Origin of the sequence: Klebsiella oxytoca NBRC 105695, assembly GCF_001598695.1 — a bacterium.
In the GTDB taxonomy this organism is placed as follows: domain Bacteria; phylum Pseudomonadota; class Gammaproteobacteria; order Enterobacterales; family Enterobacteriaceae; genus Klebsiella; species Klebsiella oxytoca.
This window is the reverse complement of sequence record NZ_BCZK01000004.1, coordinates 112,895-127,831: the sequence shown is the minus strand read 5'-3', so window position 1 is coordinate 127,831 and position 14,937 is coordinate 112,895. Positions and strand designations below refer to the sequence as shown.

Here is a 14,937-nt window from a genome sequence, read left to right as displayed (position 1 = left end):
GCAAATTTATACACAAATTGGCTGATCGGACTTGTTCGGCGTACAAGTGTACGCTATTGTGCGACTCGAAACTTAATATAGTGCGACTTACAGAGGTATTGAATGAAACGTGCAGTGATTACTGGCCTGGGCATCGTTTCCAGTATTGGTAATAACCAGCAGGAAGTCCTGGCATCTCTGCGTGAAGGACGCTCCGGGATCACTTTCTCTGAAGAGTTTAAAGATTCGGGAATGCGCAGCCACGTATGGGGCAACGTTAAACTGGATACAACCGGTTTGATCGACCGTAAAGTGGTTCGTTTCATGAACGATGCCTCTATCTATTCCTATCTCTCCATGCAGCAGGCGATTGAAGATGCAGGCCTGAAAGATGAGGTCTATCAGCAAAACCCGCGCGTGGGCCTGATTGCCGGTTCTGGCGGTTCTTCTAAATCTCAGGTTTTTGGCGCTGATGCCATGCGCAGCCCGCGCGGTCTGAAAGCTGTAGGTCCTTATGTGGTGACCAAGGCGATGGCATCCGCGGTCTCCGCTTGCCTTGCAACACCTTTCAAAATTTACGGTGTGAACTACTCTATCAGCTCCGCCTGCGCAACGTCTGCGCACTGCATCGGTAATGCTGTGGAACAAATCCAGCTGGGCAAACAGGATATCGTGTTTGCCGGTGGCGGCGAAGAGCTGTGCTGGGAGATGGCGTGTGAGTTCGACGCGATGGGCGCGCTGTCCACCAAATATAACGAAACGCCGGATAAAGCTTCCCGTACTTATGATACCCACCGTGATGGTTTCGTTATTGCTGGCGGCGGCGGTATGGTTGTGGTTGAAGAGCTGGAACATGCTCTGGCGCGCGGCGCGCACATCTATGCTGAAATCGTTGGCTACGGCGCAACTTCCGATGGCGCAGATATGGTTGCCCCGTCCGGTGAAGGTGCGGTTCGCTGCATGAAGATGGCGATGGAAGGCGTAGATACGCCGATTGACTATCTGAACTCCCACGGTACCTCTACGCCGGTAGGCGACGTGAAAGAGCTGGGGGCGATTCGCGAAGTCTTCGGCGATAACAGCCCGGCTATCTCCGCGACCAAAGCGATGACCGGTCACTCCCTGGGCGCCGCTGGCGTACAGGAGGCTATCTACTCTCTGCTGATGCTGGAACACGGCTTTATTGCCCCGAGCATCAACATTGAAGAGATGGACGAACAGGCAGCTGGTCTGAACATTGTGACCGAGCCGACCGAGCGTGCGCTGACTACCGTAATGTCTAACAGCTTCGGCTTTGGCGGTACTAACGCCACGCTGGTGATGCGTAAATACAGCGCATAACGAGCATGCTTTGCAAGGGGAGCCTGCCGGCTCCCCTTTTTTGTATTCTTGACAGACCCATGGGTGTAAAGGCAAACTCCTGCCACAACATTATTCTCTCAGATAATGCGTAAGCGTTTAACGTCATCCAACGCGCCTTAAACCTGATAATCAGGTGGAGAGGGCGTGGCCATCACCTCGCCTTACTCTGCGAACTGGAGTAAAGCATGTCCGCAGTCACTGAAACAAAAAAAACGCCTTCAGCGAATGGTTCGCTGTTTCGGATCACTTTCGCCGTTTTTCTTACCTATATGACCGTTGGCCTGCCGCTGCCGGTTATCCCCTTGTTCGTCCATCAGGAACTGGGCTTCGGCAACACCATGGTTGGTATCGCCGTTGGTATCCAGTTTCTGGCGACCGTATTAACCCGCGGCTATGCAGGTCGTCTGGCGGACCAGTACGGCGCGAAACGCTCTGTGCTACAGGGGATGCTGGCCTGTGCGCTGGCTGGAGGTGCCTGGCTATGCGCCGCGCTGCTGCCGGTCCCCGTAATGGCGAAGTTTGGCCTGCTGGTGCTGGGCCGTCTGATCCTGGGGTTTGGTGAAAGCCAGCTGCTCACCGGCAATTTAAGCTGGGGAATGGGGCTGGTGGGCCCGATGCGCTCAGGTAAAGTGATGTCGTGGAACGGCATGGCGATATACGGCTCGCTGGCGGCCGGAGCTCCGCTGGGGCTGCTGATCTACAGCCATTACGGCGTTGCAGCGCTGGCCGGCGTCACCATGGTGCTGCCGCTGGTGGCGTGGGCAATTAACGGCACGGTGCGTAAAATTCCCGCCCACGGCGGCGAGCGTCCGTCGCTGTGGAGCGTGGTGGGAATGATCTGGCGGCCCGGTATTGGTCTTGGACTGCAGGGCGTCGGTTTCGCGGTGATAGGCACGTTCGTCTCCCTCTATTTCGCCAGCAACGGCTGGGCGATGGCCGGTTTTACCTTAACCGCGTTTGGTGGAGCATTTGTGCTGATGCGCGTGCTGTTTGGTTGGATGCCGGACCGCTTCGGTGGGGTGAAAGTGGCCATCGTTTCGCTGTTGATTGAGGCGGTAGGCCTGGCGCTGCTCTGGCAGGCGCCCAATGCCTGGGTCGCGCTGGCGGGCGCGGCGCTAACCGGCTGCGGTTGCTCGCTTATCTTCCCGGCGCTGGGCGTAGAGGTTGTGAAGCGGGTACCGCCGCAGGTTCGAGGAACGGCGCTTGGCGGCTACGCTGCGTTTCAGGATATCTCCTACGGCGTCACCGGCCCGCTTACCGGATTGCTTGCGACTTCTTTAGGCTATTCTTCCGTCTTCCTGGCGGCGGCAATATGCGCCGTGCTGGGGATCCTCATTACGCTGGTATCGCTGCGTAAATAGGCCTTTTGTTCGGCCCGGTATACGGGCCGAACAGGCGGTTAAATCACTAACCACAGCAAAATAAGCCCCGCGAGCAGCGTCAACGCGATAGCCCACGGCTTTTTAAACGCCAGCCACGGCGATGAAGGCGGCGCCTGAACCGGTGGGATCGCCAGCGTCTCTTGCGCTCTGGCGACCCTGAGCACGAAAATTTTGTTCAGCAGCGTCAGCAGCTGGGCTGCGCTTAGCGGCGTTTGCGCCGTTGCGTGCCAGCTGGTTTGCGCAAAATCCATCACTCTTTGCCACTCCGCGGCTTCAAGCGGCTGCTTCAAGGCGGCCTGCAATGACATCAGCGTCGGCGTAGCCTGCGTACTGAGCGTTTGCCGCGCATGGAGCCAGTAAGAGAGGGGAGTAAAGTGGGTCGCCGGGATCAGTTCCCCGCTTTTGACGCCGCTTAGCTCCAGCATCGACTGCCAGATGAGCTTGCTGGACTCCCCGGTAGCTGCTGCCAGTTTGGTCACCTGTTGATTGAGCGTATTGTGCTCCGCTGGCAGCAGTGGACGATGGGTTGGCGGGCGCTGCTGCGGCTGAGGAATCGAGAGCTGGCCGCTTTGCAGCAGTTGCAAAACGTTCTCCAGCTGCGGCTGGGTGAGCGCATGCAGCGCGGTTTGACCGTCATGCTGACGAATATAATCGCTGACCGCCTGACGATTATTACCCTGGTTCAGCAGTTCGCTCAGCTGCGCCAGGATTTGCCGGCGGTGGTGATTCTGTTGGGCAAGGATTAAGCGCTGGTTCAGGCTGTGTTCGGCGGCCGCAAAATGGCTTGCCAACAGCGGGGCGTCGTTTTTCAGGCTCAGATCGTGCTTTACGCAGGCCCACACTTCCGCACTTTGCTGCGATGTTAACGCCACCAGGCGCGTAATGAGCCGCTCAAGCGCGGTGCGCTGCTGGGTAGTGAGCGGAGGTTCGCCTGTCCCCGGAGGGCGATCGGACATACCTGAAACGGGATGCGTCATGATTAATCCTTTGCGTAGTGCTGTACTAAATTACTGTACTCAGGGCCGGGTGGTGATGTTCCTGGCGGGCAGATTATGGCACACTTCCCCGGTTTACTCTCGCTCTCAGACAGGTACTGAACCGTGAAAATCCTCGTTGATGAAAATATGCCCTATGCGCGTGAGCTTTTTAGCCGCCTGGGGGAAGTGAAGGCCGTTGCGGGTCGTCCCGTTCCGGTCGAAGCGCTCAATGACGCTGATGCGCTGATGGTGCGATCCGTCACCAAAGTTAACGAAGCGCTGCTCTCCGGCAAGGCTATCAAATTTGTTGGCACCGCAACGGCAGGCACCGACCATGTCGATCAGGCGTGGCTGCAGCGGGCGGGAATCGGTTTTTCCGCGGCGCCGGGCTGTAACGCTATCGCGGTGGTGGAATATGTCTTTTCAGCGCTGCTCATGCTGGCTGAACGTGATGGCTTTGCGCTGCGCGACCGTACCGTCGGGATCGTGGGCGTCGGCAACGTGGGCGGGCGCCTGCACAAACGTCTCGAAGCGCTGGGAATTAAAACGCTGCTTTGCGATCCCCCGCGCGCCGATCGCGGCGATGAGGGCGACTTCCGTCCTCTTGACGAGCTGGTGCAGGAAGCCGATATTCTGACTTTCCATACGCCGCTCTATAAGGAAGGGCAGTACAAAACGCTGCACCTGGCGGATGAGGCGCTGATTCGCCGCCTGAAGCCGGGGACGATATTAATCAACGCCTGCCGTGGGGCAGTGGTGGATAACGCTGCGCTGCTTAAACGACTACAGGAAAATCAGCCGTTAAGCGTGGTGCTGGATGTCTGGGAGCCGGAGCCGGACCTGAATATCGAACTGCTCAAGCGGGTGGATATTGGTACGCCGCATATTGCCGGCTACACCCTTGAAGGAAAAGCGCGCGGTACGACCCAGGTTTTTGAGGCCTACAGCGCGTTTATTGGCCACCCGCAGCAGGTGGCGCTGGACACGCTGCTACCGGCGCCGGAGTTTGGCCGCATTACGTTGCACGGGCCGCTCGATCAGGCAACGCTAAAACGGCTGACGCATTTGGTGTATGATGTGCGCCGCGATGATGCGCCGCTGCGAAAAGTCGCGGGCGTTGCGGGCGAGTTCGATAAGCTGCGCAAGAATTACCAGGAACGTCGCGAATGGTCTTCGCTGTACGTGCAGTGTAGTGATGCCCAGGCGGCGACGCTGCTGCGCCAGCTTGGCTTTAACGCCGTACATCATCCTGTTCGTTAATATCATCTTAATGCTCCTGCTGGATAATCCGGCAGGGCCGCTTTTTTTCTGGAGTACACCACCATGTCTGAAGGCTGGAATATTGCCATACTGGGCGCAACGGGCGCCGTAGGCGAAGCCCTGCTCGAAACTCTTGCCGATCGTCAGTTCCCGGTGGGGGATATTTATGCCCTTGCGCGTAGCGACAGCGCCGGTGAACATCTGCGTTTTGCGGGCAAGTCGGTTCTCGTACAGGATGCGGCGGAGTTCGACTGGACCCAGGCCCAGCTGGCATTTTTTGCCGCGGGTGTAGAAGCGACCGCAGCGTATGTCGAAGAGGCCACGAACGCGGGCTGCCTGGTGATTGACTTAAGCGGTCTGTTTGCTCTGGAGCCGGATGTGCCGCTGGTGGTGCCGGATGTTAACCCGTTCGTACTGGCGGATTACCGCAACCGCAACGTTATCGCGGTAGCGAATAGCCTGACAAGCCAGCTGCTGTCGGCGTTAAAACCGTTGATCGATCAGGGCGGCCTGTCGCGTATAAGCGTAACCAGCCTGCTTTCTGCTTCCGCTCACGGTAAAAAAGCGGTTGATGCGCTGGCGGGCCAGAGCGCTAAATTACTCAATGGTATGCCAATCGATGACGATGATTTCTTCGGCCGCCAGCTGGCGTTCAATATGCTGCCGCTGCTGCCCGATCGTGAAGGAAGCGTGCGCGAAGAGCGACGTATCGTCGATGAAGCCCGCAAGATACTGCAGGATGACGGTCTGATGATCTCCGCTAATGTCGTGCAGTCGCCGGTGTTCTATGGCCACGCGCAGATGGTGAGCTTTGAAGCGCAGCGTCCGCTGGCGGCCGAAGAGGCGCGCGATGCCTTTAGCCGCGGGGAAGATATCGAGCTGTCCGAAGAGGGCGAATTCCCGACGCAGGTCGGGGATGCTTCCGGCAACGCCCGCCTTTCCGTCGGCTGCGTGCATAACGACTATGGTATGCCAGAACAGGTGCAGTTCTGGTCAGTCGCCGATAACGTTCGTTTTGGCGGCGCGCTGATGGCGGTGAAAATCGCTGAGAAGCTGGTTCAGGAGTATTTGTACTGATGTCTGAGATGGAGCAGCCGCCGGTCTACAAAATCGCGCTGGGCATCGAATACGATGGCAGCAAGTACTACGGCTGGCAGCGGCAGAACGAAGTCCGCAGCGTACAGGAGAAGCTGGAAAAGGCGCTCTCGCAGGTAGCGAACGAGCCTGTTAACGTTTTTTGCGCGGGTCGTACGGATGCCGGCGTTCACGGAACCGGCCAGGTCGTGCATTTTGAAACGCGCTCGCAGCGTCAGGATGCCGCATGGACCCTGGGCGTCAATGCCAATTTACCCGGCGATATCGCGGTTCGCTGGGTGAAGCGGGTTCCTGAGGATTTTCACGCCCGCTTCAGCGCCACCGCGCGCCGCTATCGTTATGTTATCTATAATCATCGTCTGCGGCCGGCGGTATTGAGCCGCGGCGTAACCCATTATTATCACCCGCTGGATGCAGAACGGATGCAGCGCGCCGCTCAGTGCCTGCTGGGAGAGAATGATTTCACCTCGTTTCGTGCGGTGCAGTGCCAGTCGCGCACGCCGTGGCGGAACGTGATGCACATTAACGTCACTCGTTATGGTGCATATGTGGTGGTGGACATCAAAGCGAATGCCTTTGTACATCATATGGTAAGGAATATTGTCGGCAGTCTGATGGAAGTAGGTGCCGGTAACCAGCCAGAGAGCTGGATTGCAGAACTTCTGGCGGCAAAAGACAGGACGCTTGCCGCCGCAACGGCAAAGGCGGAAGGATTGTATCTGGTGGCGGTGGATTACCCGGCGCGCTACGACCTCCCTGTCATGCCGATGGGCCCGCTGTTTTTGGCGGACTAACCTGGTCATTAAGGGCTAACGCAAATTATGGATCTGATTCACTTTTTAATCGATTTTATCCTGCACATTGATGTGCATCTGGCTGAGCTGGTCGCGGAGTACGGTATTTGGGTATACGCGATTTTGTTTTTGATTCTGTTCTGCGAAACCGGCCTGGTGGTCACGCCGTTTCTGCCGGGGGATTCTCTGCTGTTTGTGGCAGGAGCGCTCTCCGCGCTGCCGACTAACGATCTCAACGTGCATTTAATGGTGCTGCTGATGGTCATTGCGGCGATTGTTGGCGATGCGCTGAACTACACGATTGGCCGGCTGTTCGGTGAAAAGCTTTTCAGCAACCCCGATTCGAAAATTTTCCGCCGCAGCTATCTGGATAAGACCCATAGCTTCTACGAACGCCACGGCGGCAAAACCATCATCCTGGCCCGTTTCGTGCCGATTGTCAGAACGTTTGCGCCGTTTGTTGCGGGAATGGGGCATATGTCCTATCGTCATTTTGCGATGTATAACGTCGTTGGCGCGCTGCTTTGGGTACTGTTATTTACCTATGCGGGTTATCTGTTTGGCGATTTGCCGATCGTACAGGAAAACCTTAAGCTGCTGATCGTCGCGATTATTGTTCTGTCCGTACTGCCTGGCGTCATTGAAGTCATCCGCCACAAGCGGGCGGCGGCGAAACAGGCGAAATAACGCGGCGACGATCTTCGGACGGTATGCCGCCGTCCGAAGAGTGAAGTGTGAGCGGTTCGACCACTTTTTTATCCCATGTTACGGGATGTTATGATTTAATGTGCAACATTCATGGTCTGTGAGGGGCAAAAATGGCATTATGCGCCCCTTGCGACAAAACTGGCATCGACCAGGTTCAGGTAGAAAGGTTATCAATGAGCTGGATTGAACGAATTAAAAGCAATATAACCCCCACCCGTAAGGCAAGTATCCCTGAAGGTGTATGGACCAAGTGCGACAGCTGCGGTCAGGTATTGTACCGCGCAGAGCTGGAGCGCAACCTGGAGGTTTGCCCTAAGTGCGATCACCACATGCGTATGTCGGCGCGCAACCGCCTGCATAGCCTGCTGGACGAAGGTTCCCTCGTGGAGCTGGGAAGCGAGCTCGAGCCGAAAGATGTGCTGAAGTTCCGCGATTCGAAAAAGTATAAAGACCGTCTGGCCTCAGCCCAGAAAGAGACTGGCGAAAAAGACGCGCTGGTGGTCATGAAAGGCACTCTGCATGCTATGCCGGTTGTTGCCGCAGCTTTCGAATTCTCCTTTATGGGCGGGTCAATGGGCTCTGTGGTCGGCGCGCGCTTTGTCCGCGCGGTTGAGCAGGCTCTGGAAGACAACTGCCCGCTGATTTGCTTCTCCGCATCCGGCGGCGCGCGTATGCAGGAAGCGCTGATGTCGCTGATGCAGATGGCGAAAACCTCCGCTGCGCTGGCGAAAATGCAGGAGCGCGGATTGCCGTATATCTCCGTGCTGACTGACCCCACCATGGGCGGTGTCTCGGCGAGCTTTGCGATGCTGGGCGATCTGAATATCGCCGAGCCGAAAGCGCTGATCGGCTTTGCCGGTCCCCGCGTTATCGAGCAGACCGTTCGCGAGAAGCTGCCGGCAGGATTCCAGCGCAGTGAGTTCCTGATTGAGAAAGGGGCGATCGACATGATCGTACGCCGCCCGGAAATGCGTCTGAAGCTGGCCAGCATTCTGGCGAAGCTAATGAATCTTCCGGCGCCAAATCCGGAACCCGCTCACGAAGGTGAGGTGGTGCCACCGGTGCCGGATCAGGAACCAGAGGCCTGATAATGCAGAGGGCAGGCCTGACGGCGCTGCCCTTTTTTATACGCGTAGTTATCCTAACTCTTGCCGGACATCATGGAAAAACAACCTATTCCTCAGGCCACGTCGCCCCTGGCTACGTGGCTTTCTTATCTGGAACATCTGCACAGCAAAACTATCGATCTTGGGCTGGCGCGCGTCAGCGAGGTCGCGCAGCGGATGGCGGTAATAAAACCTGCGCCGTTTGTCTTTACGGTCGCTGGGACCAACGGCAAAGGCACCACCTGCCGTACCCTGGAATCGGCGCTGATGGCGGCGGGCTACAAGGTTGGCGTATACAGTTCGCCGCATCTGGTGCGCTACACCGAGCGGGTGCGCGTGCAGGGCGAAGAGCTGCCGGAACTCGCGCATACGACTTCTTTTGCCGAAATTGAAGCCGCGCGCGGCGATATTTCCCTGAGCTATTTCGAGTTCGGTACTCTCTCTGCGCTGTGGTTGTTTCAGCAGGCGCGACTGGATGTGGTGATTCTTGAGGTGGGCCTGGGCGGCCGCCTTGATGCTACCAATATCGTCGATGCTGACGTGGCGGTGGTCACCAGTATTGCCCTCGATCATACTGACTGGCTGGGGCCCGATCGCGAAAGTATCGGTCGTGAAAAGGCGGGGATTTTCCGCTCAGGCAAACCGGCCATCGTCGGCGAACCCGATATGCCGTTGACCATCGCAGAGGTGGCGAGCGAAAAAGGGGCGCAGCTCCTGCGCCGTGGCGTTGACTGGCAGTACGACGCCAGTGAACAAAGCTGGTCCTTCCGCGATCGGCAGGGGACGTTAAACGATCTGCCGCTGCCGCAGGTACCGCTGCCGAATGCGGCAACCGCGCTCGCGGCCCTGCGCGCCAGCGGGCTTAAGGTGAAGGAGCAGGCGATGCGCGACGGCATTCAAAACGCGATGCTGCCTGGGCGTTTCCAGATAATCAGCGAAGCGCCGCGGACGATCCTTGACGTTGCTCATAACCCGCACGCGGCGGCCTATCTCGCCGGGCGTCTCAAAACCTTATCGAAAACGGGGCGCGTACTGGCGGTTGTTGGTATGCTGCATGATAAGGATATCGCAGGTACGCTGGCGAATTTGCAGGCGGAAGTTGACGACTGGTACTGCGCGCCGCTGGAAGGGCCGCGCGGAGCCACGGCGGAGCAGCTGCTGGAACATTTACGCGCAGGTAAAGTCTATACCAGCGTTGCGCAAGCGTGGCATGCGGCAATGGCGGATGCCAGACCTGAAGATACGGTGCTGGTCTGTGGTTCATTCCACACGGTGGCGCATGTAATGGAAGAAATAGACGCGGGGAGAACCGGTGGCAAGTAAGTTTCAGAACCGTTTAGTCGGGACGATTGTGCTGGTAGCGCTGGGGGTGATTATCCTGCCAGGGCTACTGGATGGTCAGAAAAAACATTATCAGGATGAGTTTGCCGCCATTCCGCTGGTGCCCAAACCAGGGGACCGCGATGAGCCGGATATGCTGCCAGCGGCGACTCAGGCGCTGCCTTCGCAGCCTCCGGAAGGGGCGGCGGAAGAGGTGAGAGCCGGTGACGCCGCGGCGCCATCGTTGGATCCGTCGCGCATACCGGTGAACAACAACAGTTTTGATGTGGTTCAGGAGCCGGTTGTCGCGCCAAAACCGCAGGCGCAGCCGAAACCGAAACCTCAGCCGAAGCCGGTAGAGAAACCACAGCAGCAGCAGGTTGCGGCGCAGACGCCGCCGCCTAAGCCACAGCAGCAGGCTGAAATCCCGGCGCCGACCGGTAAAGCATACGTAGTGCAACTGGGCGCGCTAAAGAACGCCGATAAGGTCAACGAAATTGTGGGCAAGCTGCGCGCTTCCGGTTTTAAGGTTTACACATCGCCTTCGACACCGGTGCAGGGTAAAATTACCCGTATTCTTGTCGGGCCGGATACCTCAAAGGATAAGCTTAAAGGCCAGCTTGGAGAACTGAAGCAGCTTTCAGGACTCAGCGGCGTGGTCATGGGCTACAGCCCGAACTAACTCTCTCTTTTTTAAAAGAGTAGCGAGCTGAAACCCCTGTCTGACGTGCCCTGAAGAGGCGAAAGGCAGTATGGCGTTGAATGTTTTTTCAGCGCCATTTTTATTTATGTAGGGCACGGAAATCCCTACGCAAACGTTTTCTTTTTCTGTTAGAATGCGCCCCGAACCGGACGACAGGGCGTAAAATCGTGGGACGTATATGGTCTGGATTGATTACGCCATAATTGCGGTGATTGGTTTTTCCTCACTGGTTAGCCTGATCCGCGGCTTTGTTCGTGAAGCTTTATCGCTGGTAACCTGGGGATGTGCTTTCTTTGTTGCCAGTCATTACTACACTTACCTGGCTGTCTGGTTCACGGGCTTTGAAGACGAACTGGTCCGAAATGGGATTGCTATCGCGATACTGTTTATCGCAACGCTTATCGTCGGCGCTATCGTAAACTTTGTGATAGGTCAGCTGGTGGAGAAAACCGGCCTGTCGGGTACCGACAGGGTCTTAGGGATCTGCTTTGGCGCCCTGCGCGGTGTGCTAATCGTCTCAGCGATTCTGTTCTTTCTCGATAGCTTTACCGGTATGGCGAAAAGCGAAGACTGGCAAAAGTCTGAGCTTATCCCGCAGTTCAGTTTCGTTATCAGATGGTTCTTTGACTATCTGCAGAGCTCGTCAAGTTTCTTGCCCAAAGCATAAGCGTTGGGATGTAGCTTAACGAGGAAAAGACGTATGTGCGGTATTGTCGGTATCGCCGGTGTCATGCCGGTAAACCAGTCGATTTATGACGCGTTAACGGTGCTTCAGCATCGTGGCCAGGATGCCGCAGGCATCATCACCATTGATGCGAACAACTGTTTCCGTTTGCGTAAGGCGAACGGACTGGTGAGCGATGTTTTTGAAGCTCGCCATATGCAGCGTATGCAGGGCAATATGGGGATTGGTCACGTTCGTTACCCGACGGCTGGCAGCTCCAGCGCCTCTGAGGCTCAGCCTTTCTACGTCAACTCACCGTATGGTATTACGTTGGCGCACAACGGTAACCTGACCAACGCTCACGAGCTGCGTAAAAAGCTGTTTGAAGAAAAACGCCGCCACATCAACACCACCTCCGATTCCGAAATCCTGCTCAATATCTTTGCCAGCGAGCTGGACAACTTCCGCCACTACCCGCTGGAAGCCGACAATATTTTTGCGGCGATTGCCGCCACCAACCGCCAGATTCGCGGCGCTTACGCCTGCGTGGCGATGATTATCGGTCACGGCATGGTGGCCTTCCGCGACCCGAACGGCATCCGTCCGCTGGTGCTGGGCAAGCGCGATATTGGCGATGGCCGTACCGAGTATATGGTCGCTTCGGAAAGCGTGGCGCTCGATACGCTGGGCTTTGAGTTCCTGCGCGACGTGGCGCCTGGCGAAGCGGTGTATATCACCGAAAAAGGCCAGCTGTTTACTCGCCAGTGCGCGGAAAACCCGGTCAGCAACCCGTGCCTGTTCGAGTACGTGTACTTTGCGCGTCCGGACTCCTTCATCGACAAAATTTCCGTTTACAGCGCCCGCGTCAATATGGGCACGAAGCTGGGCGAGAAAATTGCCCGCGAGTGGGAAGATCTGGATATCGATGTGGTCATTCCCATTCCGGAAACCTCCTGCGATATCGCACTGGAAATCGCCCGCATCCTCGACAAGCCGTACCGCCAGGGGTTTGTTAAAAACCGCTACGTAGGCCGAACCTTCATCATGCCGGGCCAGCAGCTGCGCCGGAAATCGGTGCGGCGTAAGCTTAACGCCAACCGCGCCGAGTTCCGCGATAAGAACGTGCTGTTGGTGGATGATTCCATCGTGCGCGGCACCACCTCTGAGCAGATTATTGAGATGGCGCGCGAAGCCGGGGCGAAGAAAGTCTACCTGGCTTCCGCTGCGCCGGAAATTCGTTTCCCGAACGTGTATGGCATCGATATGCCGACCGCCAATGAGCTGATTGCTCACGGGCGTGAAGTGGATGAGATTCGCCAGATCATCGGTGCGGATGGCCTGATTTTCCAGGATCTGGACGATCTGATTGACGCGGTGCGCGCTGAGAATCCGGATATCCAGCAGTTTGAATGTTCGGTCTTCAACGGTATCTACGTCACTAAAGATGTTGATCAGACCTATCTGGATTTCCTTGACTCTCTGCGCAACGACGACGCAAAAGCGGTTCAGCTGCAGAACGAAGTGGAAAACCTGGAGATGCACAACGAAGGGTAATGCCTTGATTCACTGGAAGCCCGCGGTCCGGAGACTGCGGGCTTTTTGTTTTTAGAGGTCAGCCCTCGTTGATCCAAATTCGCATTTCGCCTTCGCCACGATTGGCCCAGCTAAACCATGGAATAAAGGTTAAGGTCTGTTTCTCTACCGCCGTCTGGCGATGGTCGAAGCTGTAGAGCGGTTTATCCTCCTGGGCGGTCAGTACCCGAAGCCCCTCCGCCTGCAGCACGATTTTTCCTTCTAGCACCCCGGTCCCTGGAATCTCGCGTATCTGACTCGCTTTGGGTAGCGACAGGTTGTGCAGTTCGGCGCCGTTATCAACCTCTTCCAGGCAGTAAACCAGCGGTCCGCGCTGAATGGCGACTTTACCGGCGTTATGGCGAACCAGTGGGTTGGCGTAGACCCGGCGGAGGGTCATCGGCAGGCGCAGCGTAATGATATCCCCCTGCTGCCATTGGCGCGTAATATGCAGATAGCCTTTCAGTTGTTCGCCCTGCGCGGCTTCGCCGTTGATGAGCACCTGCGGCGCTTCACACCATTCCGGCAGGCGCAGCGCCAGCGTATGCTGAACGGCCTGCGGGTGGCTGAAAGTGATGTTGACCTCCTCATCCCATGGATAGTTACCGCTGATTTTTAGCGCCAGCGGCTGGTCATTAATGGTGAACTGCGCTTCGCTTCCGGCGTAGAAATTGATAAACAGCGCATCCCGGCGCGGCGTGAACAGGTAGTGCCCGATAGCCACCAACGTGCGGGCGATATTTGGCGGGCAGCAGGCGCAGCCAAACCAGCGCTGGCGAACCGGTTTTATATGGTCGTAAATATGGTTATGCGGAATGCTTTTCGGATAGGTTTCCAGCGGGTTAACATAAAAGAAGTGTTTACCGTCCAGCGCCATCCCGCCGAGTACCGTGTTGTAAAAAGCGCGTTCCATCACGTCGGCATAGTGCGCATCGCCTTCCATTTCCAGCATCCGACGGGCGAACATCATCAGGCCAATTGAAGCGCAGCTTTCGCCGTAGGCGGTATCGTTGGGCAGATCGTAGTCGCTGGTAAAAGCTTCGCCGATCCCCTGAGAGCCGATTCCTCCGGTGATATACATCCGACGCTGCACCATGTTGTTCCAGATCCGCAGGCAGGTCTGACGTTTCTCTTCGTCATTTGTCATACGGGCGATATGCGCCAGGCCGGTCATCAGATAGACCGAACGTACGGCGTGGCCGACCGCTTCGTTCTGTTCAGCGAGCGGTTTGTGCGCATGGGTGTAAGTTTTGTCTTTGATCATTCCTGGCCAGGCGTCGCCCCAACCGATCCAGTGCCGGGTACCGCCGCGTTTTTCGAACTCGATATCGTAATAGTAGGGCTGCTTCCCACGTTCTTCGACGAAGAAGCAGGCCAACGCCTGATAGCGAGGTTCCCGGGTGACTTCATACAGGCGCATCAGCGCCAGTTCGATTTCCGGATGTCCCGGATAGCCGCGAAGCTGTCCGGGGTTAGGCCCGAAGACGGTATCAATGTGGTCGGCAAAGCGGCAGGAGATTTCCAACAGACGACGTTTACCGGTGGCGCGATAAAAAGCGACAGCTGCTTCAAAAAGATGCCCGGCACAGTACAGTTCATGACACTCTGCCAGGTTAGTCCAGCGCTGACCCGGTTCTTTTACGGTATACCAGGTATTGAGATAGCCGTCTTCACACTGCGCTTGCGCCAGCAGTTCGATCGCTTCGTCAGCGGTTTGTTCGAGCGTCGCGTCAGGTTTTTGGCTTAACGACCAGGCGACCGCCTCAAGCCATTTGGTGACGTCGCTATCCTGAAAAACCATTCCGTAAAATTGGCCATCCTCTTGTCCCGCGGCAATGCGATAGTTGGCCAGCGCGTGGCTGGGCTCCGCATCGGGAATATTGTCGTTCAGCGCTTGCCACTGATAAGGAATGACGACATCACGAATCAAACGCTGATACTCTCCCAGGAAAGGATCGATAACGGTAATGCGGTTCAGGTCGGCTTCAATTACATCGGACTGCATCATGTTTACC

General features: G+C 56.8%; 13 protein-coding genes. 11 read left to right on the top strand and 2 right to left on the bottom strand.

Translation table 11 applies throughout. The features are described 5' to 3' along the window. The first annotated feature begins 102 nt into the window (after positions 1-102). A complete protein-coding gene (fabB, locus tag KO1_RS08635; RefSeq protein ID WP_004104161.1) occupies positions 103-1,320 on the top strand; it encodes a beta-ketoacyl-ACP synthase I in 1,218 nt (405 codons plus the stop codon). A 206-nt stretch (positions 1,321-1,526) separates the two neighbouring features. Further along, on the top strand, positions 1,527-2,702 hold the full coding sequence (locus tag KO1_RS08630; RefSeq protein ID WP_004104159.1) for an MFS transporter: 1,176 nt from the start codon (positions 1,527-1,529) through the stop codon (positions 2,700-2,702). A 38-nt stretch (positions 2,703-2,740) separates the two neighbouring features. Here the strand turns inward: KO1_RS08630 and flk are convergent, their stop codons facing one another. Beyond that, a complete protein-coding gene (gene flk / locus KO1_RS08625; protein WP_023321382.1) occupies positions 2,741-3,700 on the bottom strand; it encodes a flagella biosynthesis regulator Flk in 960 nt (319 codons plus the stop codon). A gap of 123 nt (positions 3,701-3,823) precedes the next feature. On the opposite strand from flk, the gene pdxB reads away from it, so the two are divergent. The 9 genes from pdxB to purF all read left to right on the top strand — a co-directional run bounded on the left by pdxB (position 3,824) and on the right by purF (position 12,904). Continuing rightward, complete coding sequence (gene pdxB, locus KO1_RS08620) at positions 3,824-4,960, top strand: 4-phosphoerythronate dehydrogenase PdxB (RefSeq protein WP_023321381.1); 1,137 nt, start codon at positions 3,824-3,826, stop codon at positions 4,958-4,960. A gap of 63 nt (positions 4,961-5,023) precedes the next feature. Continuing rightward, entirely contained in the window at positions 5,024-6,037 is a 1,014-nt protein-coding gene (locus KO1_RS08615; RefSeq protein WP_004104155.1) for an aspartate-semialdehyde dehydrogenase, read from the top strand. Next, positions 6,037-6,849 (top strand): tRNA pseudouridine(38-40) synthase TruA, encoded by an 813-nt coding sequence (truA, locus tag KO1_RS08610; protein WP_004104154.1) that lies wholly within the window; start codon positions 6,037-6,039, stop codon positions 6,847-6,849. Before KO1_RS08615 ends, truA begins: the two co-directional genes overlap by 1 nt. 27 nt (positions 6,850-6,876) lie before the next feature. Further along, entirely contained in the window at positions 6,877-7,536 is a 660-nt protein-coding gene (locus KO1_RS08605; RefSeq protein ID WP_004104153.1) for a DedA family protein, read from the top strand. A gap of 194 nt (positions 7,537-7,730) precedes the next feature. Beyond that, positions 7,731-8,645, top strand: coding sequence for an acetyl-CoA carboxylase, carboxyltransferase subunit beta (accD, locus tag KO1_RS08600; RefSeq protein WP_016808402.1), 915 nt, complete (start codon positions 7,731-7,733; stop codon positions 8,643-8,645). Between the two features lie 72 nt (positions 8,646-8,717). Then, a complete protein-coding gene (folC, locus tag KO1_RS08595) occupies positions 8,718-9,986 on the top strand; it encodes a bifunctional tetrahydrofolate synthase/dihydrofolate synthase (RefSeq protein ID WP_024274526.1) in 1,269 nt (422 codons plus the stop codon). Next, positions 9,976-10,665: a cell division protein DedD gene (gene dedD, locus KO1_RS08590; RefSeq protein ID WP_024274525.1), complete on the top strand. Its 690-nt coding sequence runs from the start codon at positions 9,976-9,978 to the stop codon at positions 10,663-10,665. Before folC ends, dedD begins: the two co-directional genes overlap by 11 nt. Before the next feature lie 199 nt (positions 10,666-10,864). Further along, positions 10,865-11,353 carry a colicin V production protein gene (cvpA, locus tag KO1_RS08585; protein WP_004104143.1) on the top strand — a complete coding sequence of 163 codons (489 nt, stop codon included), beginning with the start codon at positions 10,865-10,867 and terminating at the stop codon, positions 11,351-11,353. 33 nt (positions 11,354-11,386) lie between these two features. Next, positions 11,387-12,904: an amidophosphoribosyltransferase gene (purF, locus tag KO1_RS08580; protein ID WP_004104140.1), complete on the top strand. Its 1,518-nt coding sequence runs from the start codon at positions 11,387-11,389 to the stop codon at positions 12,902-12,904. Between the two features lie 58 nt (positions 12,905-12,962). Here the strand turns inward: purF and KO1_RS08575 are convergent, their stop codons facing one another. Beyond that, entirely contained in the window at positions 12,963-14,930 is a 1,968-nt protein-coding gene (locus KO1_RS08575; protein WP_024274524.1) for a glycoside hydrolase family 127 protein, read from the bottom strand. Positions 14,931-14,937 lie beyond the last annotated feature (7 nt).

What these genes read in the sequence shown, in the direction of transcription:
- fabB (WP_004104161.1), top strand. Translation starts at nt 103, where the DNA reads ATGAAACGTGCAGTGATTACTGGCCTGGGCATCGTTTCCAGTATTGGT.
- accD (WP_016808402.1), top strand. Translation starts at nt 7,731, where the DNA reads ATGAGCTGGATTGAACGAATTAAAAGCAATATAACCCCCACCCGTAAG.
- KO1_RS08615 (WP_004104155.1), top strand. Translation starts at nt 5,024, where the DNA reads ATGTCTGAAGGCTGGAATATTGCCATACTGGGCGCAACGGGCGCCGTA.
- cvpA (WP_004104143.1), top strand. Translation starts at nt 10,865, where the DNA reads ATGGTCTGGATTGATTACGCCATAATTGCGGTGATTGGTTTTTCCTCA.
- KO1_RS08630 (WP_004104159.1), top strand. Translation starts at nt 1,527, where the DNA reads ATGTCCGCAGTCACTGAAACAAAAAAAACGCCTTCAGCGAATGGTTCG.
- folC (WP_024274526.1), top strand. Translation starts at nt 8,718, where the DNA reads ATGGAAAAACAACCTATTCCTCAGGCCACGTCGCCCCTGGCTACGTGG.
- truA (WP_004104154.1), top strand. Translation starts at nt 6,037, where the DNA reads ATGTCTGAGATGGAGCAGCCGCCGGTCTACAAAATCGCGCTGGGCATC.
- purF (WP_004104140.1), top strand. Translation starts at nt 11,387, where the DNA reads ATGTGCGGTATTGTCGGTATCGCCGGTGTCATGCCGGTAAACCAGTCG.
- KO1_RS08575 (WP_024274524.1), bottom strand. Translation starts at nt 14,930, where the DNA reads ATGATGCAGTCCGATGTAATTGAAGCCGACCTGAACCGCATTACCGTT.
- KO1_RS08605 (WP_004104153.1), top strand. Translation starts at nt 6,877, where the DNA reads ATGGATCTGATTCACTTTTTAATCGATTTTATCCTGCACATTGATGTG.
- flk (WP_023321382.1), bottom strand. Translation starts at nt 3,700, where the DNA reads ATGACGCATCCCGTTTCAGGTATGTCCGATCGCCCTCCGGGGACAGGC.